Genomic DNA, 24,338 nt, shown 5'->3' on the forward strand with positions numbered 1-24,338 from the left:
GCAGCTCCTCCACTGTCGGCGCGTGGATCGCAGCCGTTCGAGGAGTGACCTTGGCGGTCGACACGCTCCGTGGTCAACAGGTGTCACGCAGTTCGGTCGAGGGTCACTCGACCAGGCGTGGGGCCGGTCACTCCTCGACGCACGGTGACCGGCACGGGCCGTCCGGCGTCCCCGCCCGGGTGACACCCGGCAGGGAGGGCGCGCGGCCGACCGGGCCGGCACCTCGTGGGGCGGGGCTCAGACGGTGGTGCGTCGCCGGCCCGGCAGCCAGACCAGGACGACGACCGCGGCCACCACCGCGCACCCGGCGGTGCCCACCGCGGTCAGGTGCATCGCGCCGACGAAGGCCTCGCGGGCCGGGTCGACCACCGCCGCGGCCGCGGTGGCGCCGTCCCCGCCGGCGGCCTCGGCCCGCTCGACCGCCACCAGCGTCGCCACGATCGACTCGCTGGCCCGCTCCCGCGCGCCGGCCGGCAGCGCGTTCACGTCGTCCCCGAGCCGGCTGGCGTAGGCGCCGGCCAGCACCGAGCCGAGGATCGCCACGCCCAGCGCCCCGCCCACCTGCCGGACGGCGTTGTTGACCGCCGCGCCCGCGCCGGCCTTCTCCCGGGGCACGACCGACATGATCGACTCGGTGGCCGGGGCCATCACCGCGCCCATCCCGATGCCCTGCAGCGCGAGGTCGGTGAGCACCAGCCAGAGCGGGGCATCGGCGTCCAGCAGCTGGATGCCGGCGAACGACAGCGCGATGAGGGTGAACCCGAACGCGCAGACCGCCTTGGCGCCGAACCGCTCGGCCAGCTTCGAGGTGCGCGGCGCCATCAGCGCGATGCCCAGCGCGACCGGCACCAGCGAGGCGCCGCTCTGCAGCGGGGAGTAGCCGCGCACGCCCTGCAGGTAGTAGACGAGGTAGAACGTGGCGCCCTGGAGGGCGAAGAAGTTCAGTGCCAGCGCCCCGGCCGCGGCGGAGAACGCCGGGTTGCGGAACAGCGTGACGTCCAGCGCCGGGTGGGTGGTGCGCCGCTGCCACCAGACGAAGACGGCCAGCAGCGCGACGCCGGCGGCGAGCGGACCCCAGGTCTGCGGCTCGCCCCAGCCCTCGGAACCGCCGCGGATGATGCCGTAGACCACCCCGACCAGCGCCGCGATCGACAGCAGGACGCCGGGGACGTCCAGGCGGCCCGGGTCGGGGTCCTTGGACTCCGGGACGACGGTGAGGATGCCGAGGATGCCGACGGCGGCGACGGGGACGCCGAGCAGGAAGACCGCGCCCCACCAGAAGTGCTCGAGCACCAGCCCGCCGGCCAGCGGACCGCCGGCCACGGCCAGCCCGGAGGCGCCGGCCCACAGCCCGATCGCCTTGCCGCGCTCACCGGCCGGGAAGACGTTGGTGATCACCGCGAGGGTGGCCGGCTGGACGGCGGCGCCGCCGACGCCCATCAGCGCCCGCCAGCCGATCAGCTCCAGCGCCGAGCCGCTGAACGCGGCGAGCACCGAGCCGATCGCGAAGATGGTCAGGCCGGCGAGCAGCACCTTGCGGCGGCCGATCCGGTCGCCGATCACGCCCCAGCTGAACAGCAGGCCGGCGAACACCAGGATGTAGGAGTCGATGGCCCACTGCAGTTCGCCCTGGGTGGCGTCCAGCTCGCGCTGCAGTGTCGGCAGCGCGACGTTCAGGATCGTGTTGCCCATGATCACCATGAGCAGGCAGACGATCATCGTGCCGAGCACCCACCACCGGCGCTCGTACCCGGTGGGCAGCGCCGCGACGTCCGGGGCCGAGTGCTCGGCGGTGCTCACTCCTGCGGGCCCCGCGGCCGCCGTTCCGGGTCGGCGAAGGCGGCGAACGCCTCCAGGTTGCGCAGTGACTCCCCGCGCTTGACCCGCCAGTCCCACTCGCGGCGGATCGAGGTGCCGAAGCCGATCTCCAGCATGGTGTTGAAGTGCTCGTCGGCGTAGGTGAGCACCGCGCCGAGCAGCCGGTCGATCTCCTCCGGCGTCACCATCGCGTGGCCCAGCCGGCCGGTCAGGTAGACGTCGCCGACCGTGTCGATCGAGTAGGCCACCCCGTACATCCGGGCGTTGTGCTGCAGCAGCCAGGCCCACAGCTGCTCACGGTTCTCGTCGGGCTGGCGGCAGACGAAGGCCTCCACCCGGAAGCCGTGCTCCCCCACCGTCAGCCCGACCAGCGTCTTCAGCTTCTTGACCCCGGGGAGGGTGACGACGAACCGGCCGAGGCCGGGGTGCTCGAACTCCAGCTCGGCGGTGCGCAGCGTCTCCTCGACGACGGCGTCGAGCTCGGCGACGCTGCGCTCGCTCATCGGGCGCGCAGCCCCACCGGTGCCCGGAACCTGGTCTCGGTGCGTCCCCGCGGCGCAGCCCCCCGCATCTCGGCCATCGCGGCGGCGTAGCCCTCGACCAGCGAGTCGGTGGTGCGGTCCCAGCTGAACGCGGCGGCGTGCCGGCGGGCACCGGCGGCCAGCAGCTCGCGGCGGGCCAGCACCCGGCGGATGGCCGCGGCGTAGTCCTCCGGGTCGCGTCCGGACACCAGCAGCCCGGACACCCCGTCGTCCACCGCGGTGGGCAGCCCGCCGACGGCGGCGGCGACCACCGGCGTGCCACACGCCTGCGCCTCCAGGGCGACCAGGCCGAAGGACTCGTTGTGGCTGGGGACGACGGTGACGTCGGCGGCCCGGTAGTGGTCGGCGAGCTGCGCCGGTGCCTGCGGCGGCAGGAACCGGACGACGTCGGCGACGCCGAGGGCGACGGCCAGCTCCTGCAGCCGCTGCGGCTCGGCCAGCCCGGACCCGCTCGGGGCGCCGACGACGAGGACCTGCAGCCGCTGCCGCAGCGCGGGGTCGGTGGCGAGCATCCGGGCCGCCGCGTGCAGCAGCATCTCCGGGGCCTTGAGCGGCTGGATCCGGCCGACGAACAGCAGGACGACGGCGTCCGGGGCGACCCCGATGCGCGCGCGGGCCTGCTGCCGGTCACCTGGGCGGAAGCACTGCAGGTCGACCCCGGGCGGGATGACCAGGGTGCGGCGCGGGTCGGCGTCGTAGAAGTCGACGAGCTGCCGGGCCTCCTCGGCGGTGTTGGCCACCAGCCGGTCGGCCTCGGCGACGACCTGCTCCTCGCCGATCACCCGGGCGCGCGGCTCGGGGGCGTCACCCTCGGCCAGCGCGGCGTTCTTCACCTTGGCCAGGGTGTGCGCCGAGTGCACCAGCGGCACGCCCCAGCGGTCCCGGGCCAGCCAGCCGACCTGCCCGGACAGCCAGTAGTGCGAGTGGACGACGTCGAAGTGCCCGGGGTCGTGCTGGGCCTCCTCGCGCAGCACCGCCGCGGTGAAGGCGCACATCTGGGCGGGCAGCTCGTCCTTGCCCAGGCCCTCGAACGGCCCGGCGCTGACGTGCCGCACGGTGACCCCGGGGGTCATCTCGACCACCGGGGGCTGGTCGCTGGAGGTGGCGCGGGTGAACACGTCCACCGCGATGCCGCGGGCGGCCAGCCGGCGGGAGACCTCGACGACGTAGACGTTCATCCCGCCGGCGTCCCCGGCCCCGGGCTGCTCCAGCGGGCTGGTGTGCACCGACAGGGTCGCCACCCGGCGCGGCAGCAGCGGGGCCAGCGGCTCCGGGACCGGGCCCGCGCGCCACGGCGTGGGCCGGCGCGGGGAGCGTCGAGCGGGCACGGAGCTCCTCCCGCTCGGGCACGTCGCGGGGCCGGCGTGGGCCCGCAGTGGCTGGTGTGGCACCCGGTCACGGGCACCCTGTCGTCCTCTCAGTCTGCAACAGCGCCAGGATGGGCACATGTCCAGCCCCGTCGCACCGTCGTCCGTCTCCTCGTCCGGCACCGCCCCGTTCGCCGGGCAGGGCCGCGTCGCCGTCGTCACCGGAGCCTCCAGCGGGATCGGCGCGGCCACCGCCGAGCGGCTGGCCGCCGACGGCTTCTCCGTGGTCCTGGCCGCCCGGCGGATCGACCGGCTGACCGAGCTCGCCGAGCGGATCGGCGGCCGGGCGGTGCAGCTGGACGTCACCGACGCCGACTCCGTGGCCGCGCTCGCCGCCGGGCTGGACCGGGTGGACGTGCTGGTCAACAACGCCGGCGGCGCCTTCGACACCAACCCGGTGGCCGACGCCGACCTGGCGTCCTGGGAGAAGACCTACGCGGTCAACGTGCTGGGCACGGTGCGGGTGACCAAGGCGCTGCTGCCGGCGTTGCGTGCCTCGGGCGCCGGTGACCTGGTGTTCGTCAGCTCGACCGCCGGGCTGGTCAGCTACGAGGGCGGCGCCAGCTACACCGCGGCCAAGCACGGGGTGCACACCATGGTCGAGACCCTGCGGCTGGAGCTCGTGGCCGAGCCGGTCCGGGTCGTCGAGATCGCACCCGGCATGGTCAAGACGGAGGAGTTCTCGCTCAACCGCACCCGCTCGCAGGAGCGTGCCGACGCCGTCTACCGCGGGGTGCGCGAACCGCTGGTCGCCGCGGACGTCGCCGACTGCATCGCCTGGGCGGTCACCCGGCCGCACCACGTCAACGTCGACCTGCTCGTCGTCCGGCCCCGTGCCCAGGCCGCCCAGCACAAGGTGCACCGCGAGACCGACTGAGGAAGGACCCCGTCCTCCCCACCCCTCGCGAGCTCGGGGCGGTGCCCTGGACGGGGCCGAACCGGGACGAGGTGGACGCCGCACTCACCGCGGCCGGCACGCGGGTCGGCACGCTGGCCTTCGCCGTCCCCGCGCCGGTCCTGCTCGGCGAGCCGATGGTCCTCGACGTCCGGTGGCTGGCCGCGGTCGCGGCCTCCCGGACGCCGTCCGAGCGGCTGGTGCTGCGGGTCTGGGCGGTGCCGGACGCCGACGTGCCGGTGGTCGCCGGGCTGCTGACCGGCGGCGGGCTGGCCCGGGCGTGCGCCTGGGCGGCCGCGTCGACCGCGCGGGAGTCCCCGGCCGGACGGCGGTGCGTGCTCACCCACGCCGGCGGTGCGCTGCACGTCCTCGAGGGCTGAGGCGCCCGCATCGAGACGCGTCCGACCGCTGGGACCGGACGACTCGACCCAGCAGCCGGCCACACCTCGCGGCCTCGTCGATCCAGACGGCCCCGTCCGACATGATCTCCGGGTGCCCGCTGCCGAGGTCGCGATCCGCCACGCCGTCCCCGCCGACCACCCCGCGGTGCAGGCGCTGGCCGGCGAGCTGACCGCCGGCATGGCGCCGTGGCGACCGGCCGCCGGGGTCGCCGCCGCAGCCGCGGGCTGGGTCACCGACGCCTGCCGGGCTGCTGAGGACGAGCAGCACGTGCTGCTGGTCGCCTGCACCCCCGCCGACGAGGTCGTCGGCTTCGCCGGGGCGAGTGCCCGCAGGCACTTCAGCGGTGAGCGGGAGGCCTACCTGGGCGAGCTCGTCGTGGCACCGGCCGCGCGCCGTCGCGGGGTCGCCGGGCAGCTCATCACCGCAGTCGAGGCCTGGGCCCGGTCCCGCGGTCTGCACCGGGTCACGCTCGACACCGGCGCGGCCAACCACCCGGCCCGGGAGCTGTACGCCCGGCTGGGCTACGCCGAGGAGCAGGTCACCCTGACCCGGGCGCTCGGATGACCGTCGTCCGACGGTGAGGCGCTGGGGCTGGGTCGCGGCCGGGTGGGCCGTCGCGTTCGCCGTCCTGCACGTGTTCTGGGCGTTGGGCGGTTCGGTCGGCCTGGCCAGCTCGGCGGGTGACCGGCTCGCGGCCGAGCGCCCCGGTTGGTTCGTGGCCGGCGGGTTGTGGGGTGTCGCCGTGCTCCTGCTCGTCGCTGCCGGCCTGGCCGTCGCCCTGGCCCGGGCGCGTCGCCGGCGGTTGCTCGTCCTGGCCGGCGCGGCGGTCGGGCTGCTCCTGCTGCTGCGCGGCGTCGGGATCGAGGTGCTGCTGCTGTCCGGGGCCTACGACGGCAACGCCGCCATGAGCGACGCCCAGCGGCACTGGTCCCTGGTGCTGTGGAACCCGTGGTTCGTGCTCGGCGGGCTCGCCTTCCTGCTGGCGGCGCGGCGGTCGACCGTTCCCCCGCCGGCGTGACCGGTCAGTCCTGCTGGCCGGCCCGGCGGAGCAGCAGCTCGTAGGCGCGGGTGACGCGGGTCGGGTCGGCGGAGGTGCCGCTGCGCTGGAACAGCGACTGCGCGTCGGTGACCTCGTCCGGGGTGGCGGTGCCCGAGTTGAGCACCCGGGAGATCAGCCCGGCCAGCGCGGCGTCGGCCTCGACCCGCGCCATCCAGCCGGTCAGCTGGGTGGGGTCCGCGGGCATCGGGGCCGGCGTGCGCAGCGCGTCGTAGAGGGCGCCCAGCTGCAACGACTCGTCCGGCCTCACGGGCGCACCGCCGTCGGCTCGGGCACCAGCGTGACGCCGAACTGCTCGCGCACCGCGGCGACCACCCGGTCGGCGAAGGCCATCAGCTCGGCGGCGGTGGCGCCGGGCTCGGTGGTCAGCGCCAGGCTGTGCCGGGACGACGTCCCGACCTTGCCGGCGCGGGTGCCCCGGCCGTAACCGGAGTGCTGCACCAGCCAGGCGGCGCTCAGCTTCACCTGGGCGGCGCCGTCCGCGCCGATCCCGGCCGGCCAGGACGGGCACTCAGGCACCGCGGTGCCGACGGGCACGACCGGGTTGGTGAAGAAGGAGCCGGCGCTGCGCGAGTCGGGGTCGGCCGGGTCCCAGACCATCCCCTTGCCGCGGCGCAGCCCGAGGACGGCGTCCCGCACCTGCGCCAGCGGCGCGGTCTCCCCCAGCTCGACGCCGAGGGTCTTCGCCAGCTCGGCGTAGCTGACCGGGCTGGACTGCACCGACTCGCGCAGCGCGAACGTGACGGCGAGGACGACGTACGCGCCGGGCTGCTGCTTGAGCCGGCTGTCCCGGTAGGCGAAGCCCAGCTCGGCGGGGCCGAACACCTGCTCCACGCCGGCCGCCCGGTCGTACACGGTGACCTGGGTGATCAGCGCCGCGACCTCCTGGCCGTAGGCACCCACGTTCTGCACCGGCGTCGCACCCGTGGAACCGGGGATCCCCGACAGCGCTTCCATGCCGGCCAGCTGCGCCCCGACGGTGTGCGCGACCAGGTCGTCCCAGGGCTCGCCGGCCTCGACCTCGAGCTCCACGCCCTGGGCGGTGTCGGTGCGGGCGATGCCGCGGCTGCGCACCAGCACCACGTCACCGGGCCAGCCGGCGTCCGGGGCGACGATGTTCGAGCCGCCGCCCAGCACCAGCAGCGGGGTGCCGGCCTCGTCCGCGTCGCGGACCGCGGCGACCAGTTCCGCGCGGGTGGTCACCTCGACCAGCCGGTCGATCGGACCGCCCACCCCGAGGGTGGTCAGGTCCGCCAGTCGGGCGTTCCGGCGTACCTGCACCGCACCACCGTAATCCGCCCGGCGGCTAACCTCGTGCACCGTGAGCGACCACACCCAGCGTGCGTCGCTGCCTCCGGCCCGCAAGGCCCCCCGGCTGGCCGCCGGCCGGGCGCGGGCGCTGGGCCTGCCCACCAGGGGCACCACGAACGCCAACCGGCTGCGCCGGGTCGACCGCTGGCTGGTCGCCACCCAGGTCGCCCGGCTGCGGGACGCCGCCCGGCCGCTGGTCGTCGACCTGGGCTACGGCGCCTCGGCGGTGACCACCCTGGAGCTGGTCGACCGGCTGGCCCCGGAGTGCGACCGGCTCGAGGTCGTCGGCCTGGAGATCGACCCGGAGCGGGTGACCGCCGTCGCCGCCGACCGCGACCCGCCGCGGGTGGACTTCCGGGTCGGCGGGTTCGAGCTGGCCGGGCTGCGGCCGGTGCTGGTGCGGGCGTTCAACGTGCTGCGCCAGTACGACGAGGAGTCCGCCGGCCGCGCCTGGGACACCATGCGGAGTGCGCTGGCCCCCGGCGGGCTGCTCGTGGAGGGCACCTGCGACGAGTGGGGACGGCGGGCCAGCTGGGTGGCGCTGGACGAGGACGGCCCGCTCACCCTGACCTTCGCCGCCCGGGTGTCGGACCTGGAACGCCCCTCCGACCTGGCCGAGCGGCTGCCCAAGGCGCTGATCCACCACAACGTGCCCGGTCAGCCGGTGCACGACTTCCTCCGCGCGTTCGACGCCGCCTGGGCCTCGGCCGCCGGGTTGTCCACCTTCGGCCCCCGCCAGCGGTGGGCCGCGGCGGTGGAGAGCCTGGCCGCCGACGGCTGGCCGCTGGTCGGGCCGACCCGGCGCTGGAAGCACGGCGAGGTCAGCGTCCGCTGGTCCGCCGTCTCGCCGTCGTGAGCCGGCGCGCCCGGGGTCACCTGACCGCGCTGCCCGGGCCGACCGAGGTCGCCGGCGGGACGGCGGAGCTGCTGGCCGACGCCGACCGGGACGGCTCCTGGCAGCTGCTGCTGGACGGCACCCCGCAGTCGCACGTGGACCTGACCGACCCGACGTACCTGGAGTTCGAGTACGTCCGCCGGATGGGCCACGTGCTCGACCTGGTCGCCGAGCCCGGTACCCCGCTGGACGTCGTCCACCTGGGTGGCGGTGCGCTGACCCTGCCCCGCTACGTGGCGGTCACCCGGCCGGGCTCGGCGCAGCGGGTGATGGAGCTGGACGAGCCGCTCACCGAGCTGGTCCGCCGCGAGCTGCCACTGCCGCGGGGCGCCCGGGTCCGGGTGCGCGGCATCGACGCGCGGGCGGGTCTGGCCGCGCTGCCCGACGCCAGCGCGGACGTCGTCCTGGTCGACGTGTTCGCCGGCGCCCGCACCCCGGCACACCTGACCACCGTGGAGTTCGCCACCGACGTGGCCCGGGTGCTGCGCCCGGGCGGCACGACCGCCTGGAACGTCTCCGACGGCCCGCCGCTGCGGTTCGCCCGCGCGGAGGCGGCGACGCTGCGCGCGGTGTTCGGGCACGTGGCCCTGCTGGCCGAGCCGGGCACGCTGCGCGGCCGGCGGTTCGGCAACACGGTGGCGGTCGCCTCGGACGGCGAGCTGCCGATCCCCGCGCTCACCCGGCGCTGCGCGGGCGACCCGATGCCCTCCCGGGTGGTCAGCGGGGACGAGCTGGACCGGTTCGTCGGCCAGGCTCCGCCGGTGACCGACGCCGACGCCCAGCCCTCACCGGCACCACCGGCCGGCGTCTTCGACTGATCGCCGGCGCGGGTGTCCGGTCACGCCGTCCGGCCGTAGGGTCGGGGCCATGACTGCTCCCGCGTCCCGACGGCTCACCCGCGACAGCCGGCACAAGGTCATCGCCGGCGTCTGCTCAGGCCTCGCCCGCCGGTTCGGGCTGTCCCGCACCGGCCTGCGCGTCGCCTTCGTGGTGTCCTGCATCCTGCCCGGACCGCAGTTCATCGCCTACATCGTGCTGTGGGTCGTCATGCCCTCCGACGACCGCTACTGAGGCACCCCATACGGGGGCGCCGGCTCACCAGCTGGTGTTGCCCCGGCGCAGACCGCGGACGGACGGCCGGACGTCCACCAGGTAGACGACGGCGGCGATCACCGCGGGCAGGCCCAGGAAGCTGAGCGGGCCCTGCCACAGCAGGACGAGCGTGGCGATGCCGGTGATCGCCATCCAGGCGGGCTTGGTGAGCTTGCCGGCCGCGACGAACCCGGCGGCCGGGCGGATCACCGCGTCGACGAACGCCCACACGCCGAGGGCGAGGGTCGCATAGAACACCACGAGGTTGACGAGCCCGTCGAAGGAGGCCATGCCAGCAGGATAGGCGCGTCCGCGGCCCGACCGGCCCGGTGCGCCTGCCGACTCCCCGCGGATGCCCCGGCGGGGTGAGACGCATCGCGCCCCGGCTCCCGCGGGTGCGGGCGCCGGGGCGCGGTGTCAGGTGCCCACTGCGGGCGAGGGCAGCGTCAGCCGGCGGTGTCGGGGGACTTCGCCGGGACGGCCAGCGGGTCGGGCAGCGTCTCGGCCGCCGGCGCCGTGGGCGTGGTCGCCTTCGCCGTCCGCTTCGGGGTCGCCTTGGCCGGGGTCGCCTTCGTGGCCTTCGCCGGCTTGCTGGTGGCGGGCTTGGTGGCCCTGGCGGTGGTGCCGCGAACCGTGCGCTTGGCCGACTCGGCCGCCATCTCGGTCTCCTGCCCGACCTCCTCCAGGGTCTTGTCGGCGCGCGCCTTGGTCTTCTGCGCGACCGAGGTGACCTGGTCGGAGGCCTTGCCGACGGTCTCGCCGGTCTCGGCCAGCACGTCCTCGACGCCGTCCTCGACCGCGTCCACGGCGCGCTCGGTGCGGGCGGCGACCTTGCGGAACACCGGCTGGGTACGGAGGCCGCCGACGACCTTCTCACCGCGGCCGGCGAGCTCCTCGATGGCGGACAGCGCCTGGGTGCGGGCGGTGTCGACCAGGCCGGTGACCGTGCCGAGCACCGTCTCCGGGCGCACGGTGGAGGCCGCACTGGTCACCGCGGCGCGGGCCTGGGTGGCGGCACCCTCGGCCTGGCTGCGGGCCTGGCCGGCCCGGGTGCGGGCCTCGGCGGCGGCACGGGCCGCCCGCTCGCGGGCCTGCTCGGCGCGGGTGCGGGCGTCCTTGGCGGCCAGGTCGGCCTGCACCTGCGCCTCGCCCGGCAGGGCCTCGGCGCGCGAGCGGAAGGTGCCGACGACGGAGCGGGCGCGGTCGACCGCCGCGTCACCGGCGCCGAGGGCGGCCAGCAGGCCGGTGCGGACGATGTTCTCGCTCTGCTGCTTGAAGGTCTGGGTGTCGGTGCGGCTCATGCCGTCTCCTCCTGGGGGTTCGGGGTGGTGGGGGCAGCGGCCTGCTCGCGGACCAGCTGGGCGGCGTGCTCCCGGGCGTAGGTCTCGTACAGCTCGAGGAGCACGGCCTTGTGCCGCTCGGACAGCGCCTCGTCGGCGCGGATCGCGGCGACCGTGCCGGCGGTGCCGGAACGACGGTCGAGGATGCCGGCCTGTTCGTAGAGCGTCTCCGCGGAGATCTTCAGGCCGCGGGCGATCTGCGCCAGGATCTCCGCCGAGGGCTTGCGCAGGCCGCGCTCGACCTGGGACAGGTAGGGGTTGCTGACCCCGGCCGCCCGCGCGAGCTCACGCAACGACACCTGGGCGGCGCTGCGCTGGCTGCGGATGAAGTCGCCGACCTGCGAACCGACGGCGGGCACGTTCGAGGCCACCGTCGACGCCTCGGCGGCGGCCGTGGTCACGGTCGCCCGGACCGCGGTCACCTGGTCGCGGACGAACTCCGTGGGTCGCTGCACGGCCCCACACTAACCCAGGGTGCTAGCTCCTGCAAGCGCGGCGCTAGCACCTCGGGGCCCGGCTTCAGCCGCGCCGGGCAGGGATGAGCCGCGTGCGCACGCGGCTCATCCCCACCGGGCGCGGGTCGAGCCGGTCACCGTCACGCCACCACGGGCAGACCGGCGGAACCGGGGCAGTACCCGGCCGGGCCGGGCAGCCCGGGCCGGGCAGCCGAGGACGGTCAGGCGAGGACGGCGGAGGCGCGGACCGAGCCGACCACACCCTCACCACCGGAGACCGGGGTGCTCACCCAGCGGGACAGCGCCTCGGCCGGCACGCCCAGCCGCAGCAGCCCGGCGGCCAGCGCCGGCGTGCGGCCCCGGTCGCCGCCGTCGTCCAGCTTCAGCGCCACCGCGCCCCGGCCGGGCAGCGCGGCGACGTGCACGCCGTCGGCGCCGCCCTTGACCAGCAGCCCGGGCACCGCCTGCATCAGCTCGGTGTCCTCCCGGCCGGTGCCGGCGATCAGCCACGGGTGGGCGCGCATCGCGTCGGCGACCAGCCGCTCCGGGGTGCCCGGCTCGGCCTGCACCAGCGACAGCACCCCGCGGGCCAGCCCGGTGACCGAGATCGCGTGCTGCGGGGCTCCGCAGCCGTCGACGACGACCGCGGCCACCGGCTCACCGGAGGCCTCCCCCAGCCGCGCCTCGATCGCCCGCTGCAGCGGGTGCTCGCGCTCCAGGTAGCCCGCCGTCGGCCAGCCGGCGGCCACGCAGGCCGACAGCATCGCCGCGTGCTTGCCCGAGCAGTTCATCGCCAGCCGCTCCGGCGCCCGGCCGGCGACCAGCCACTGCGCCCGGGTCGCCTCGTGGCCCGGCAGCGCGGGCGGGCAGCCCAGGTCGTCGGCGGTCAGGCCCGCGGCGGCGAGCAGCTCGGCGGCCAGCTCGCGGTGCCCGTCCTCGCCACTGTGCGAGGCAGCGGCGATCGCCAGCTCGCGGTCGTCCCGGGGGCGCCACCCGGCCCGCAGGTACGCGGTCGCCTGCACCGGCTTGTTCGACGAGCGCGGCAGTACCGGCCGGGCGACGTCCCCGGCGGTCAGCAGCGGCTCGCCGTCAGCACCCAGGACGACGAGCGCCCCCCGGTGCACCGACTCCAGCACCTCGTCGTCGAACCCGGCCCGCCACACCTCGACCAGCACCGGGTCCTCGGGCCAGGTGGTCAGGTCGCCGGCCATCGGCATCAGGCGCCGTGCCGGGACTCGTCGGCCAGCAGCTGGGCCACGTCGGCCAGGCCGTCGCGGTAGCGCCGGGCCAGCTCGCCGGCGACGGCGTCCATCACCTGCTGCACGCCGCGGCGCCGCTCGGAGAGGTTCCGCTCCCCCTCACCCAGGGCGCGGGCGGCCTGCTCCAGCCGCTCGTCGGACAGCGACGGCACGTCGGAGAGGTCGACCCCGGGCGCCAGGCCGTTCACCCAGGTCTCGAACTGCTCCGGCGAGGTCGGCTGCACGGTCTGGTGCCGGCCGAGGCCGTGCGCCGGGCCGCGGCCCTTCTCCGAGAGGATCTCCGGCAGCAGGTCGACCAGCGACCGGCCGTCGTGCTCGGCCCGGCGCTGCAGCTCGCGGCGGACGATGTCCAGCCGGCCCTGCAGCAGCCGCCGGGTGTAGGAGAGGTTGACCTCCTCCTGCTCGGCGCGGTGGCGCAGCGCACGCACCTCGGTCATCGGCAGCTCCTCGACACCGTCCAGGAACGACGGGTCGAGCAGCTCGTCGACGCCGGCGCCGCCGGCGGGAGCGGGGGTGGGGGCAGTCATCGCGGGACCTCCACGGGAACGGGGGCGGTACGGGGGCGGATGCCCAGCAGCTGCCGGGCCTCGGTCGTGGACAGCGGCGGACGCTGGGCGATCCGGGCGAGCCCGGCCGCGCGGGCCACCAGCTGGGCGTTGTCGCGCACCGGCTCACCCGGCGCGTAGGTCAGCGTGTCCTCCATGCCGACCCGGAGGTGCCCGCCGGCCGAGAGCGCGGCCAGCATCACCGGCAGCGAGGTGCGACCCACGCCGGTCGCGGCGAAGGTGGCCCCGGCGGGGAGGAACGGCAGGCAGGCGGCCAGCGCCGCCGTCGTCCCGGGCATGCCGCCGGGCACGCCCATCACCAGGTCGACGTGCACGTGGCCACCGTGCGGCGGGCCGTGCCGGTCGAGCAGCCGGGCGAGCGTGGCCAGGTGGCCGAGGTCGAAGGCCTCGTACTCCGGGACGATGCCGCGCTGCTGCATCTGGGTGTGCAGCTCGACGATGAGGTCCCACGGGTTGGCGAAGACGTCGCGACCGAAGTTCACCGTGCCCAGCGAGAGCGACGCGGCGTCCGGCTCGGCGTCCAGCACCGCCAGCCGGGCGTCGGCCGGGTCGGTGACGGCGCCACCGGTGGACAGCTGCACCACCAGGTCGGACTCCGCGCGCACCGCGGCGACCACCTCGCGAACCCGCGGCAGGTCCAGCGTCGGGAGGGTGTCGGTGCCCCGCACGTGCAGGTGCAGCACCGCCGCGCCGAGCGCCTGCCCGTCCCGGGCGGTGGCGGCCACCTCCTCGACCGTCACCGGCAGCGCGGGCACGTCGGCCTTGGCCGACTCGGCCCCCGTGGGCGCGAGGGTGATCAGCGTGCCGGAGGTCACCCGCGCATCGTCGCAGACCGGACGGCCCGCACCCGGTCACGGGCGGCCGCCACGTCCGCGTCGGGTCCGACCGGGACGTCGTCGGGGTCGATCGCGGCGACCGCCTCGCCGACCTTCAGCTCCGCGTCCGGCGCCACCGACTGCTTGACCAGGGCGAGGGCGACCATGCCCAGCTCGTGGTGCCGCACCGCCGTGCCGACCCGGCCCACCTCGCGGGTACCGGCGGTGACCGCGGTGCCCGGCGCGGGCGGCACCTCGCTCATCCCGTCCAGGTGCAGCAGCACCAGCCGGCGGGGCGGCCGGCCCAGGTTGTGCACCCGGGCCACGGTCTCCTGACCGCGGTAGCAGCCCTTCTCCAGGTGGACGGCGGTGCGCAGCCACTCCAGCTCGTTGGGGATCGTGCGGTGGTCGGAGTCGACGCCGGCGCGCGGCCGGCGGGCCTCGACCCGCAGCGCCTCGTAGGCGTCCAGCCCGGCGAGCACGGCGCCGGCGGCCAGCAGCTCGTCGGCGCGCGCGGCCAGCTCGGCCCTGGGCACGAGCAGGTCGACGACCGCCGCCGTCCCGTCGCCGATCGCCGGCATCCGGCGGGCCCAGCCGCCGCCGTCCAGCGGCACGACCGAGTAGGGCGCCACAGGCAGCGGCCAGCCGGCCGCCGTCAGCACCGCGTCGCCCTGCGGGCCGACCAGCGACAGCACTGCCCACTCGCCGGTGACCAGCGCGGGGTCGACCCGGAGCATGAACCGCATCCGCTCCAGGAAGGTGACCAGCGCCGCCCCGGTGCCCGGCTCGACGTCACCCCAGGTGGTGCCGGCCAGCTCGGTGAGGACGACGTGGTGCTCGACGTGGCCCTGCGGGGAGAGCACGAGGGCCTCGGAGCCGGCGGCGTCGCCGAGCCGCTCCAGGTGCTGGCTGGTCAGGCTGTGCAGCCAGGTCAGCCGGTCGGCGCCGGGGACGACGAGCACGTCGCGGTCGCTGCGGTCGACCAGGCCGGCGCCCTCGGCCAGCCGGCGCTGCTCGGGCAGCGGGTCGCCGTAGTGGGCGGCGACCGGGCCGCCCCCCTCGACGTCCAGGGCGACGGCGCCGGGGCGCCGCAGCAGGGGTGAGGTCTCGATCCGCTCGCCCGTCGTCTCCGCGCTCATGCGTTCTCCTTCTCCGCGCAGGCTCGACAGGTGCCGGACAGCGCCACGTGGCCCACGTCCAGGGTGAAACCCAGCTCGGCGCCCAGACGTTCCGCCGCCGCGTCGAGCACCGTCGGGTCGACCGAGCTGATCTCCCCGCAGGACTGGCAGGCGACGTGCACGTGCCGGTGCTGCTGGCCGGCGTGGTAGATCGGTGCGCCCTTGCCCAGGTGGGTGTGCCAGACCAGGCCGAGCCGTTCCAGCAGCTCCAGGGTGCGGTAGACGGTCGAGGTGTCCGGGGCGGCGCCGTCCGGGCCGGCGTCGGCCCGCAGCCGGGCACCGATCTCCTCGGGCGTGCCGTGCTCCAGGGCGGACACCACCGCCAGCACCCGCTGCCGCTGACTGGTCAGCCGCAGCCCGCGGGCGCGCAGCTCGGCCGCCAGGGGCTCACGGGCCGGAGGCCGCGTCGACTGGGCGCTCTCCTCACCGGACACGCTCGGAGCCTAGTTCGCCGGTACGGCAGGGTGGACCCGTGAGCACCCAGCGTGTGGCGGTCTGGCGGAACGGCGCGACCTCGGTGGTCGGTCCGGACGAGCCGGTGGTGACCGCCTTCGACCTGGGCCTGGGTCGCGGCGACGGCGTCTTCGAGTCCGTCCTCGTCGCCGGTGGGACGACGCCGCACCTGGACGCGCACCTGGACCGGCTCCGCCGCTCCGCCGGGATCATGGGCCTGACCCACCCCGGGGACGACGCCGTGCGCGCGGTGGTCACCGCGGTGACCGCCGACTGGCCCGCCGGCACCGAGGGCGCCTGCCGCGTCTTCCTCACCCGCGGCCTGGGCGACGGCACGCCCCCCACCCTGCTGGCGCTGCTGGCGCCGGTGCCGGCCGAGACGCTGCGGCAGCGGGCCGCGGGCATCGCCGTGGTCGCCCTGTCCCTGGGCGTGCCGGCCGACTTCCGCGCCACCGCGCCCTGGCTGCTCGGCGGGGCGAAGACGCTGTCCTACGCGGTGAACATGGCCGCTCAGCGGCACGCGCACGCCGTCGGTGCCGACGACGTCGTGTTCGCCTCGCTGGAGGGCCGGCTGCTGGAGGGCCCCACCTCGACGGTCGTCTGGGCGGCCGGGGGCCGGCTGCACACGCCGCCGGTGGAGACCGGGATCCTGCCCGGCACCACCCAGGCCCGGCTGTTCGCCCGGGCCGAGGCCGACGGCTGGCCCACCGCGGTCAGCTCCGGCACGGTGGACGACCTGCACCGGGCCGACGCGGTCTGGCTGCTGTCCGGCATCCGCGGCGCCACCCCGGTCACCCGGCTGGACGGCGTCGACCGCGGGGACGGCGGGCTCACCGGGCGGGTGCAGGAACTGCTCGCCCGGTAGTGTCATCCGAGGTGCGCCGGGAAGTCTGGTCGGCAACTCCCTTCCCGACCCCGCACATCGGAGCCGCCACGTGACCACACCCACCCGCCTGTTCAGCCGCGGGTCCTACCCGGAGGCCACGCGCATCGCCGCGATCCTCCGCAAGGAGACCATCGGCGGGGCCCTGCTCCTGGTGGGCACGGTGATCGCCCTGATCTGGGCGAACTCGCCGTGGGCCGAGTCCTACGAGTCGCTGCGCGACACCCGCGTCGGCCCGGAGTCCCTGCACCTGGACCTCACCCTCGGCACCTGGGCGGCCGACGGGCTGCTGGCGATCTTCTTCTTCGTGGTCGGGCTGGAGCTCAAGCGCGAGTTCGTCGCCGGCGACCTGCGCGAGCCCCGGCGGGCGGTCCTCCCGGTCGCCGCGGCGGTCGGCGGCATGGTCGTCCCCGCCGCCCTCTTCGTCCTGGTGAACCTGGGCACCGGCGACGGCGCGCTGCGCGGCTGGGCCATCCCCACGGCCACCGACATCGCCTTCGCCCTCGCCGTCCTCGCGGTGATCAGCACGCACCTGCCCACCGCACTGCGCACCTTCCTGCTGACCCTGGCGGTGGTCGACGACCTGCTCGCCATCACGGTCATCGCGATCTTCTACACCTCCGAGCTGGCGATCACGCCGCTGCTGCTCTCGCTGGTCCCGCTCGCCGTCTTCGGGTTCCTGGTGCAGAAGCGGATCCGCTCCTGGTGGCTGCTCATCCCGCTCGCCGTCGTCACCTGGGTGCTGATGCACGAGTCCGGCGTGCACGCCACCGTCGCGGGCGTGCTGCTGGCCTTCACCGTGCCGGTCGTCCGCAGTCAGGCCGCCGGCGGCCCGGACGCCGGGCCCGGCCTGGCCGAGCACTTCGAGCACCGCATCCGCCCCATCTCCGCCGGGTTCGCCGTCCCGGTGTTCGCCTTCTTCGCCGCCGGCGTCACCATCGGCGGGTTCTCCGGTCTGGTCGAGTCGCTGTCCGACCCGGTGGCGATCGGCATCGTGGTCGGCCTGGTGGCGGGCAAGACGATCGGCATCACCGGGGCCACCTGGCTGGTCTCCCGGTTCACCCGCGCCGAGCTGGACGAGTCGCTGGGCTGGCCCGACGTCATCGGCCTGGCCATGCTCGCCGGGATCGGCTTCACCGTCTCCCTGCTCATCGGCGCGCTCGCCTACGGGGAGGGGTCGCTGCGCGACGAGCACGTCAAGGTCGGCGTCCTCGTGGGCACCCTGACGGCGGCGCTGCTGGCCTCGATCCTGCTCAAGACCCGGGACCGCCGGTACCGCCGGATCGCCGCGACCGAGACCGAGGACCGCAACCAGGACGGCGTGCCCGACGTCTACCAGACCGAGGACGGCCGGGAGATCCACACCGTGGACGACAAGGCCAACCACGACCCGGACTGGAAGGGCACGACGCCGCCGGGGCGCCCGTCCGCCGAGGGCTGAAAAAGGTCGTTGCCGAGCCCCTCTCCGCGTCGTACCGTCGAGGTACACGAGAGAGGAGGTGGTCCCTAAGTTGATGACTTACAGGACGCGTGAGGTGGCTGTCCGCTAGCCGCCGTCCAGATGGGCCGCCCGCTCAGCCCCTGTGGAAGACCCACAGCCAGGACTGAGCAGCGGCATCCCGCCCGTCCGTCGATGGCGGCGAGCGAGAACCGGACAGTCACCCGACCCCCGGGCTGCCGACGTTGTCCAGTCGGCCCGTGCGCAGCTGTCCCACTACGGTGGGCACAGCGCCACGGAGCAGCCCGGGGGTTGTCCGTTGTCCGGGGGAGGTCAGACCGTGCAGTTCGCCGGCCGGCCCGTCGCCCTGGACACCTCCGCCGGCATCTGGCTGGCCGAGTCGGCCGGGGCCGCCGCCCCCGGGACGGTCGCCGCCCTGGTCCCCGCCTCCTTCGAGGCCGTCGCCCGGGTCTTCCACCCGGCCGTGCGCTACGTCGGGGACGACGACGTCGAGGTCCCCTGGGCCTCCGTCGCCGCGGCCAACGGCACCACCGCCCACCCGCTGATGCAGTGGGGGTCGGTCACCGGCTCGATGGAGTACTTCGAGAACGACGACCAGGCACCGCTGTGGCACGGGGCGCCGGCGCGGGGGCACCTGCCCGCACCGGTCGCCGAGCGACTGGTCGACGTGCTCACCCGCTGGACGACGACGCCGGACGTGTGCTGGCTCGCCGTCGCGCAGGGCGGCGCGGTGATCACCGACCACCCGACGCTGAGCCTGCCCGGCCGGGAGTACTGGGTGGTCAACGGGCCCGTCTCGCTGGCCGCGGTGAACATGGCCGCCGAACCGTTCGAGCAGAGCGCCAACCTGTGGTGGCCGGCCGACCGCGCCTGGTGCGTGGTGACCGACATCGACCTGGTCACCACCTACGTGGCCGGCGGCGCCGACTGCATCGCCGACGTCATGGCCGCCGAGGGTCTGGAGACCGCCCCGGCCGAGTTCCGCGAGCGCACCACCTGGGACGCCGACCAGGTCAACCCCACCCCCGCCGACGCCCCCGACTAGCCAGCCCCCGTCCCACCCTCGGCCATGTTCGCCAACATGGCCGCTGGCGCCGGGCCGCCCGGGCGCGGGTCCCGTCCCAGCCCCGGCCATGTTCGCCGACATGGCCGGGGAGCCGGGCGAGCTGCGCGACTACAGCTGGGCGAGCTCGGCGGCGAGGTCGTCCAGGCCGAGGCTGCCCTGGGAGAGGGCGGCCATGTGCCAGGCCTTCGGGTCGAAGTCGGCGCCGCGGGCGGCCTGGGCCGCTGCCCGGCCCTCGAGCCAGGCCCGCTCCCCCAGCTTGTAGCTGATCGCCTGCCCGGGCATGCCCAGGTAGCGCACCAGCTCGCTGTCCAGGAAGTCGGCGTCCCGGCCGCAGTTCTCCCCGAAGAACGCCCGGGCCAGCTCCGGCGTCCAGGGCTTGCCCCGGTACTCGGCCACTGCACCCTCGGCGTCCTCAGGGATCGGCAGCTCCAGGTGCATGCCGATGTCGACGACGACCCGCACCGCGCGCATCTGCTGGGCGTCCAGGTAGCCCAGCCGGGCACCCGGGTCGGCGAGGAAGCCCAGCTCGTCCATCAGCCGCTCGGCGTACAGCGCCCAGCCCTCGACGTTGGCCCCGACCGAGCCCAGCGACGTCTGGTAGCTGGACAGGTCACCGGAGACGTACGCCCACTGGGCCAGCTGCAGGTGGTGACCCGGGACGCCCTCGTGGTACCAGGTCGACACCAGGTCCCAGAGCGGGAAGCGCTCCTTGCCCAGGGTGGGCAGCCAGGTGCGCCCCGGGCGGGAGAAGTCCTGCGCCGGCCGGGTGTAGTACGGCGCCGCGGCGCTGCCCGGCGGGGCGATCATCGCCTCCACCTGGCGCACCGGGCCGGCGATGGTGAAGTGGACGCCGTCGAGGGCCTCGATCGCCTCGTCCATCATCGCCTGCAGCCGCACCCGGATCGCCTCGACGCCCTCGACGGCCTCGCCGTGCTCGGACAGCCAGCGCATCGCCTCCATCGGCGTCGCGCCGGGCAGCACCTTCGCAGCCTCCGTGCGCTGCTCGGCGAGGATCCGCTGGTGTTCGGCCCAGCCCCAGGCGTAGGCGTCCTCCAGGCCGGTGCCGGCACCGAGGTCCGAGCCGTTCCAGGACCGGGCGAAGCGGGCGTACCGCTCCCGGCCGACGGCGTCGGGGGTGCCGGTGGCCTGCCAGGCGTACTCGTCGCGCAGGAAGTCGCGCACCTCGGCCACCGCGCCGTCAGCGGCCGCGGCCGCGGCGTCCAGCTCGGCTCGCAGCTCGTCGGGACCGGCCGCGACGACACCGGCGAAGTACGGGCCGGCCAGCCACTCGTCCAGCTGACCGACGACGGTCAGCACCTGGCGGGGCGCGGCGAACAGACCGCGGGCCGCCCCGGCGGCCAGCGACTCGCGGTAGCCCCGGTAGGCCTCCGGCACCCGCGCCATCCGGCGGGCCAGCACGGCCCAGTCCTCGGTGGTCCGGGTCGGCATCATCGAGAACACCTGCCGGATGGAGTGCACCGGCGAGAACAGGTTGGAGACGGCGCGGAGGTCCTCCCCCGCCTCGTGCAGGTCCAGTGCCGCGGTGAGCCGCTCCCGCAGCAGCCGGGCACAGCGCCGCTCGACCGGGTCGTCGTCCAGGCCCGGGTCCGCGGCGAGCACCCGGTCCAGCTCGGCGAGGGTGGCCCGCATGAGGTCGGCCTCGGCGGCCAGGCCGGCCGGGCTGGTGTCCGGCAGCCGGTCGTCCCCGGGGCGGGTGCCCAGCTGGGTGGCGACGATGGGGTCGAGGTCGCAGACCGCGTCGACGTAGGCGTCGGCGACCTGGCGCGGGGTGGTGGGGGCGCTCACGGGGTCAGCGGATCCTCTCGAGGCGGGCGGACATGGTGGGGCGCAGCGGCTGGTCGCCGGCCGCGCGGTCGACGGCGTAGAGCAGCGCCCCGTCGACGATGCCGTAGAGCCGCTTGGCCCGGCTGGTGTCGGGGTGGTCGGGGGTGCGGGCCAGGACGTCGGTGTCCAGCTCCCAGCTGGTCGTCGTCCGGGCCGTGCCGACGTAGATCTCCACGAGGCCGGCCGGGGAGCTGACCAGCAGCTCGACCTCGTCGCCGTCCCGGGGCCGCAGGAAACCGGACTCGCGCTGGTCCGGGCCGGTGACCTGGCCGTCCTCGCCGATCCGCCAGGTGCGTGACTCGTAGGTCAGGAAGTCACGGCCGTCGTGGGCGAAGCGCACCCACTGGCCGAAGCGGTGGTCGCCCTCGGTGCCGGCCGCCTGCCCCTCGCCGTGCCACTCCCCGAGCAGCGGCAGCACCGACAGCAGCTCGTGGGCGACCTCGGGGCCCTCCCGGACGTCGACGGTGTCGATCACCGGCAGCTCGGTGGGGCCCTGGACCGGGCCGGTGGGCAGCCCGGGCGGGACGGGGGCGCTCATCGCGTCCGCTCCGGCCGCTGCTCGGTGCGCGTCGCCCGCCACGCGGAGGCGGCGAACCCCAGCGCGGCGAGCCCGGTGAGGGTGATGAGCACCCAGGCGGAGACCAGACCCATGGCCGTCACGGTAATCCGGGCCCCCGGCACCCATCGGGAGCGGGGCGGTCTCACCCGGCCGAGGGGGAGCACCGCCGCCTCCGCTCAACGGCCCCCGCCACCCGGTCGAAGGAGGGAGGACACGACGGATCCCGAACCCGCGGATCCGAGACGGGGTGGAGAGATCGCATGTCGGTGGAGTCGGCCACGGAGCCGGTGGAGGTCCTGCCCGGACCCGTGGCGCAGCGGCTGCACGTGACCAGCACGGGCGACCCGGACCGGCCGGTGCTGCTGCTGGCGCACGGCTTCGGCTGCGACCAGGGCATGTGGGACGGCGTCCTGCCCGACTTCGGCGCCGACCACCGCGTCGTCCGCTACGACCTGATGGGTTACGGCCGGTCCGACGTCGCGGCCTACGACCCGGAGCACTACTCGACCCTGGACGCGCACGCCGCGGACATCCTGGCGATCTGCGCGGAGCTCGACCTGCACGACGTCACCCTCGTCGCGCACAGCGTGAGCACGATGATGGCGCTGCTGGCCGCGGTGCGGGAACCCGGGCGGTTCCGGCAGGTCGTGCTGGTCGCGGCGTCCCCGTACTTCCTGGAGGACCCGGCCACCGGCTACGACGGCGGCTTCTCCGCCGCCGACATGGCCGAGGTCGCCGGCGCGCTGGACAGCAACTACTTCACCTGGGCCGAGGCGATGGCCCCGGTGATCATGGGGACGCCGGACGCGCCCGAGCACGGGGAGCGCCTCACCGCGAGCTTCTGCCGGGTCGACCCCGACGTCGCCCGCCAGCTGCTGGTCGTCATGTTCACCACCGACTTCCGCCCGCTGCTGCCCCGGGTCACCACCCCCACCGTGGTCGTGCAGAGCCGGGCCGACGCCCTGGTGCCACCGTCGGTCGGCGAGCACCTGCACGCCCACCTGGCCGGCTCGACGCTGGTCCAGCTCGAGGCCGTCGGGCACTGCCCGCACATCAGCGCACCGGAGGAGACGGCCGCGGCCATCCGCGCCCACCTCCTGCCGCGGTGACGAGGCACCGGTGACGCAACGGGACTACGCCGAGCTCTGGCAGCGCGCCCCGGGCGGGCACCTGCTGCTGGACGACGACGGCCTGATCACCGCGGTCAACGCCACCTTCACCGGCTGGACCGGGTACACCGCCGAGGAACTGCTGGGCACCCCGTTCCCGAAGCTGTTGCCGATCGGCGACCGGGTGCTGTACACCACGCACTCCCTCCCCCAGCTGATGGTCAGCGGCCGGATCGCCGAGGCCTCGGTGCAGGTCGTCGGGCGTGACGGGTCGCGCCACCCGGCACTGCTGAGCGCCACCCGGGTCTCCGGCCCGGACGGCCCGGAGACCCAGCTCGTGCTGGTCGACGCCCAGCAGCGCCGCCGCTACGAGGAGGAGCTGCTGGCCGCGCGGCGGCGGGCCGAGGAGTCCGAGGCGCGGATCACCCGGGCCGAGGCCGAGCTCGCCGAGCTCGTGCACCACGACTCGCTGACCGGGTTGCTCAACCGGCCCGGCCTGCTGCGGGCGCTGCACGACCGGCTCGGGGCCGCGCGCGCCGACCGGGGTGACGGTGCGGTGCCGACCGTGCTGTTCATCGACCTCGACGGCTTCAAGACCGTCAACGACGACCTCGGGCACGCCAGCGGGGACGAGCTGCTGCAGGTCGTCGCGCGCCGGATCCGCTCGGCCTCCCGCGCCGGCGCCGACGTGGCCCGGTTCGCCGGCGACGAGTTCGTCGTCCTGGACGACGTCACCCCCTCCGGCGCCGCGCGGGTCGCCGACCGGCTGCTGGACCTGCTCGCCGAGCCGGTCGTGCTGCAGGGCGTGGAGGTCGTGGTCACCGCGAGCGTCGGGATCTGCTCCGCCGAGGTCCCGGCGTCCGGGCCGGATGCGGCCGAGCTCGTGCTCCGCCGCGCCGACAACGCCATGTACCGGGCCAAGGCGCAGGGCAGCGGCCGCTGGACCGCCCACCGCCCCGGGGACAGCGACCCGGGCGCCGACCGGCTCGTGCTGCTCGAGCAGCTGCGCAGCGGCATCCGCCAGGGCCAGCTGCGCGTCTTCTACCAACCCCGCCTGCACCTGCCGACCGGCCGGCTGAGCGGGGTCGAGGCGCTGGTCCGCTGGGAGCACCCGACCCGCGGGCTGCTCCAGCCCGGCGCCTTCATCGACGCCGCGGAGCAGTCCGGCATCATCCGCGAGCTCGGCGCCTGGGTGCTCGCCGAGGCCGTCGAGCAGGCCGTTCGCTGGGACGCCACCGGCGGGCCGGCGGGCCTGCAGGTCGCCGTCAACCTCTCCGCCCGTCAGCTGGCCGACACCGACCTGGTGCCGCTGGTCGCCCGCACCCTGGCCCGCGCCGGCCTGCCCGCCGCGCGGCTGGTCCTGGAGATCACCGAGACCGCGCTGATGAGCGACCCGGACGCCGCCCTGCGGTCGCTGCAGGCGCTCAAGGAACTGGGCGTGCTGCTGGCCGTCGACGACTTCGGCACCGGCTTCTCCAGCTTCACCTACCTCAAGCGGTTCCCGGTCGACGAGCTGAAGATCGACCGCTCGTTCGTCACCGGGATGACCACCGACCCCGGCGACCACGCGATCGTCGCCAGCTGCGTGCACCTGGCCCACGCGATGGGCCTGGTCGCCGTGGCCGAGGGCGTGGAGAGCGCCGCCGAGTGCGACGCCCTGCGCGCGCTGGGTGCCGACCAGGCGCAGGGCTACTTCTTCAGCCGGCCCGTACCGGCCGACGACATGCCCCTCCCGATCGTCGTCGCCTGAGCCGTCGCCTGCACCACCTCCGCCCAGGGGGTGGCCTGCAGGCCCAGGACGGCGGTGGTCTCACTGCTGTCCAGCACGAAGTCGGCGTCCCACTGGTGCCGGATGGCCGCCACCTCGCGCGGCTCCAGGCCGCCCGGGACGGCTCGAGCCGGACGACGTGGGCAGACGCGACAGCGCCCGCCCCGGCCGGAGCCGGTGCGGGCGCTGTGCGGTCGCTCCGTG

The 24,338-nt window shown here is 75.6% G+C and carries 27 protein-coding genes; 12 read left to right on the forward strand and 15 right to left on the reverse strand.

Annotation, left to right across the window (positions count from 1 at the left end; translation table 11 throughout):
• Positions 1-237: 237 nt before the first annotated feature.
• From Q1A09_RS05760 to mshA, 3 genes are read right to left on the reverse strand one after another with little or no spacing between them, the layout of a single operon-like run.
• Positions 238-1,800 carry an MFS transporter gene (locus tag Q1A09_RS05760; RefSeq protein ID WP_299952510.1) on the reverse strand — a complete coding sequence of 521 codons (1,563 nt, stop codon included), beginning with the start codon at positions 1,798-1,800 and terminating at the stop codon, positions 238-240.
• Positions 1,797-2,321, reverse strand: a complete 525-nt coding sequence (locus Q1A09_RS05765; RefSeq protein ID WP_299952511.1) for a YbjN domain-containing protein — start codon at positions 2,319-2,321, stop codon at positions 1,797-1,799. The genes Q1A09_RS05760 and Q1A09_RS05765 overlap by 4 nt, the downstream gene beginning before the upstream one ends.
• Positions 2,318-3,688 carry a D-inositol-3-phosphate glycosyltransferase gene (gene mshA / locus Q1A09_RS05770; RefSeq protein WP_299952512.1) on the reverse strand — a complete coding sequence of 457 codons (1,371 nt, stop codon included), beginning with the start codon at positions 3,686-3,688 and terminating at the stop codon, positions 2,318-2,320. The genes Q1A09_RS05765 and mshA overlap by 4 nt, the downstream gene beginning before the upstream one ends.
• 118 nt (positions 3,689-3,806) lie before the next feature.
• Between mshA and Q1A09_RS05775 the strand changes: the two genes are divergently transcribed.
• The 4 genes from Q1A09_RS05775 to Q1A09_RS05790 all read left to right on the forward strand — a co-directional run bounded on the left by Q1A09_RS05775 (position 3,807) and on the right by Q1A09_RS05790 (position 6,042).
• Positions 3,807-4,604, forward strand: coding sequence for an SDR family oxidoreductase (locus Q1A09_RS05775; RefSeq protein WP_299952513.1), 798 nt, complete (start codon positions 3,807-3,809; stop codon positions 4,602-4,604).
• 41 nt (positions 4,605-4,645) lie between these two features.
• Positions 4,646-5,002: a hypothetical protein gene (locus Q1A09_RS05780; RefSeq protein ID WP_299952514.1), complete on the forward strand. Its 357-nt coding sequence runs from the start codon at positions 4,646-4,648 to the stop codon at positions 5,000-5,002.
• Between the two features lie 112 nt (positions 5,003-5,114).
• Entirely contained in the window at positions 5,115-5,588 is a 474-nt protein-coding gene (locus Q1A09_RS05785; protein ID WP_299952515.1) for a GNAT family N-acetyltransferase, read from the forward strand.
• Between the two features lie 13 nt (positions 5,589-5,601).
• A complete protein-coding gene (locus Q1A09_RS05790; protein WP_299952516.1) occupies positions 5,602-6,042 on the forward strand; it encodes a DUF3995 domain-containing protein in 441 nt (146 codons plus the stop codon).
• Positions 6,043-6,046: 4 nt separating this feature from the next.
• Here Q1A09_RS05790 and Q1A09_RS05795 read toward each other — a convergent pair whose 3' ends face one another.
• Positions 6,047-6,331 (reverse strand): hypothetical protein, encoded by a 285-nt coding sequence (locus tag Q1A09_RS05795; RefSeq protein WP_299952517.1) that lies wholly within the window; start codon positions 6,329-6,331, stop codon positions 6,047-6,049.
• Positions 6,328-7,362: a UDP-N-acetylmuramate dehydrogenase gene (locus Q1A09_RS05800; RefSeq protein ID WP_299952518.1), complete on the reverse strand. Its 1,035-nt coding sequence runs from the start codon at positions 7,360-7,362 to the stop codon at positions 6,328-6,330. The genes Q1A09_RS05795 and Q1A09_RS05800 overlap by 4 nt, the downstream gene beginning before the upstream one ends.
• A 40-nt stretch (positions 7,363-7,402) precedes the next feature.
• Here Q1A09_RS05800 and Q1A09_RS05805 point away from each other — a divergent pair, with 40 nt between their 5' ends.
• From Q1A09_RS05805 to Q1A09_RS05815, 3 genes are read left to right on the forward strand one after another with little or no spacing between them, the layout of a single operon-like run.
• Positions 7,403-8,248 carry a class I SAM-dependent methyltransferase gene (locus tag Q1A09_RS05805; protein ID WP_299952519.1) on the forward strand — a complete coding sequence of 282 codons (846 nt, stop codon included), beginning with the start codon at positions 7,403-7,405 and terminating at the stop codon, positions 8,246-8,248.
• Positions 8,245-9,105, forward strand: coding sequence for a spermidine synthase (locus tag Q1A09_RS05810; RefSeq protein ID WP_299952520.1), 861 nt, complete (start codon positions 8,245-8,247; stop codon positions 9,103-9,105). Before Q1A09_RS05805 ends, Q1A09_RS05810 begins: the two co-directional genes overlap by 4 nt.
• Positions 9,106-9,154: 49 nt before the next feature.
• Positions 9,155-9,358, forward strand: a complete 204-nt coding sequence (locus tag Q1A09_RS05815; RefSeq protein WP_299952521.1) for a PspC domain-containing protein — start codon at positions 9,155-9,157, stop codon at positions 9,356-9,358.
• Positions 9,359-9,382: 24 nt separating this feature from the next.
• Here Q1A09_RS05815 and Q1A09_RS05820 read toward each other — a convergent pair whose 3' ends face one another.
• The 8 genes from Q1A09_RS05820 to Q1A09_RS05855 form a co-directional block, all read right to left on the reverse strand.
• On the reverse strand, positions 9,383-9,670 hold the full coding sequence (locus tag Q1A09_RS05820) for a DUF2516 family protein (RefSeq protein WP_299952522.1): 288 nt from the start codon (positions 9,668-9,670) through the stop codon (positions 9,383-9,385).
• Positions 9,671-9,825: 155 nt separating this feature from the next.
• Complete coding sequence (locus Q1A09_RS05825; protein WP_299952523.1) at positions 9,826-10,680, reverse strand: hypothetical protein; 855 nt, start codon at positions 10,678-10,680, stop codon at positions 9,826-9,828.
• Positions 10,677-11,174, reverse strand: a complete 498-nt coding sequence (locus Q1A09_RS05830) for a helix-turn-helix domain-containing protein (protein ID WP_299952524.1) — start codon at positions 11,172-11,174, stop codon at positions 10,677-10,679. Before Q1A09_RS05830 ends, Q1A09_RS05825 begins: the two co-directional genes overlap by 4 nt.
• Positions 11,175-11,395: 221 nt before the next feature.
• Positions 11,396-12,385 (reverse strand): asparaginase, encoded by a 990-nt coding sequence (locus Q1A09_RS05835; protein ID WP_299952525.1) that lies wholly within the window; start codon positions 12,383-12,385, stop codon positions 11,396-11,398.
• Positions 12,386-12,390: 5 nt separating this feature from the next.
• Positions 12,391-12,960 (reverse strand): aerial mycelium formation protein, encoded by a 570-nt coding sequence (locus Q1A09_RS05840; RefSeq protein ID WP_299952526.1) that lies wholly within the window; start codon positions 12,958-12,960, stop codon positions 12,391-12,393.
• Positions 12,957-13,814 (reverse strand): 3-keto-5-aminohexanoate cleavage protein, encoded by an 858-nt coding sequence (locus Q1A09_RS05845; protein ID WP_299952527.1) that lies wholly within the window; start codon positions 13,812-13,814, stop codon positions 12,957-12,959. Before Q1A09_RS05845 ends, Q1A09_RS05840 begins: the two co-directional genes overlap by 4 nt.
• Complete coding sequence (locus Q1A09_RS05850) at positions 13,811-14,953, reverse strand: folate-binding protein YgfZ (protein WP_299952529.1); 1,143 nt, start codon at positions 14,951-14,953, stop codon at positions 13,811-13,813. Before Q1A09_RS05850 ends, Q1A09_RS05845 begins: the two co-directional genes overlap by 4 nt.
• Positions 14,950-15,426: a Fur family transcriptional regulator gene (locus Q1A09_RS05855; protein ID WP_299952531.1), complete on the reverse strand. Its 477-nt coding sequence runs from the start codon at positions 15,424-15,426 to the stop codon at positions 14,950-14,952. Before Q1A09_RS05855 ends, Q1A09_RS05850 begins: the two co-directional genes overlap by 4 nt.
• 38 nt (positions 15,427-15,464) lie before the next feature.
• Between Q1A09_RS05855 and Q1A09_RS05860 the strand changes: the two genes are divergently transcribed.
• The 3 genes from Q1A09_RS05860 to Q1A09_RS05870 all read left to right on the forward strand — a co-directional run bounded on the left by Q1A09_RS05860 (position 15,465) and on the right by Q1A09_RS05870 (position 18,832).
• Entirely contained in the window at positions 15,465-16,310 is an 846-nt protein-coding gene (locus Q1A09_RS05860; protein ID WP_299952532.1) for an aminotransferase class IV, read from the forward strand.
• A 70-nt stretch (positions 16,311-16,380) separates the two neighbouring features.
• Complete coding sequence (gene nhaA, locus Q1A09_RS05865) at positions 16,381-17,769, forward strand: Na+/H+ antiporter NhaA (RefSeq protein ID WP_299952534.1); 1,389 nt, start codon at positions 16,381-16,383, stop codon at positions 17,767-17,769.
• A gap of 337 nt (positions 17,770-18,106) precedes the next feature.
• Positions 18,107-18,832 carry a hypothetical protein gene (locus tag Q1A09_RS05870; protein WP_299952535.1) on the forward strand — a complete coding sequence of 242 codons (726 nt, stop codon included), beginning with the start codon at positions 18,107-18,109 and terminating at the stop codon, positions 18,830-18,832.
• Between the two features lie 129 nt (positions 18,833-18,961).
• On the opposite strand, the gene Q1A09_RS05875 is transcribed toward Q1A09_RS05870, so the two are convergent.
• Together Q1A09_RS05875 and Q1A09_RS05880 are read right to left on the reverse strand one after the other, a co-directional pair.
• On the reverse strand, positions 18,962-20,659 hold the full coding sequence (locus tag Q1A09_RS05875) for a DUF885 domain-containing protein (RefSeq protein ID WP_299952536.1): 1,698 nt from the start codon (positions 20,657-20,659) through the stop codon (positions 18,962-18,964).
• 4 nt (positions 20,660-20,663) lie between these two features.
• Complete coding sequence (locus Q1A09_RS05880) at positions 20,664-21,236, reverse strand: FABP family protein (RefSeq protein WP_299952537.1); 573 nt, start codon at positions 21,234-21,236, stop codon at positions 20,664-20,666.
• A gap of 281 nt (positions 21,237-21,517) precedes the next feature.
• Here Q1A09_RS05880 and Q1A09_RS05885 point away from each other — a divergent pair, with 281 nt between their 5' ends.
• Positions 21,518-22,366 (forward strand): alpha/beta fold hydrolase, encoded by an 849-nt coding sequence (locus Q1A09_RS05885; RefSeq protein ID WP_299952539.1) that lies wholly within the window; start codon positions 21,518-21,520, stop codon positions 22,364-22,366.
• Between the two features lie 10 nt (positions 22,367-22,376).
• A complete protein-coding gene (locus Q1A09_RS05890) occupies positions 22,377-24,116 on the forward strand; it encodes an EAL domain-containing protein (protein WP_299952540.1) in 1,740 nt (579 codons plus the stop codon).
• Positions 24,117-24,338: the final 222 nt, after the last annotated feature.

The sequence above is a fragment of the uncultured Modestobacter sp. genome (assembly GCF_947486615.1).
GTDB lineage: Bacteria > Actinomycetota > Actinomycetes > Mycobacteriales > Geodermatophilaceae > Modestobacter.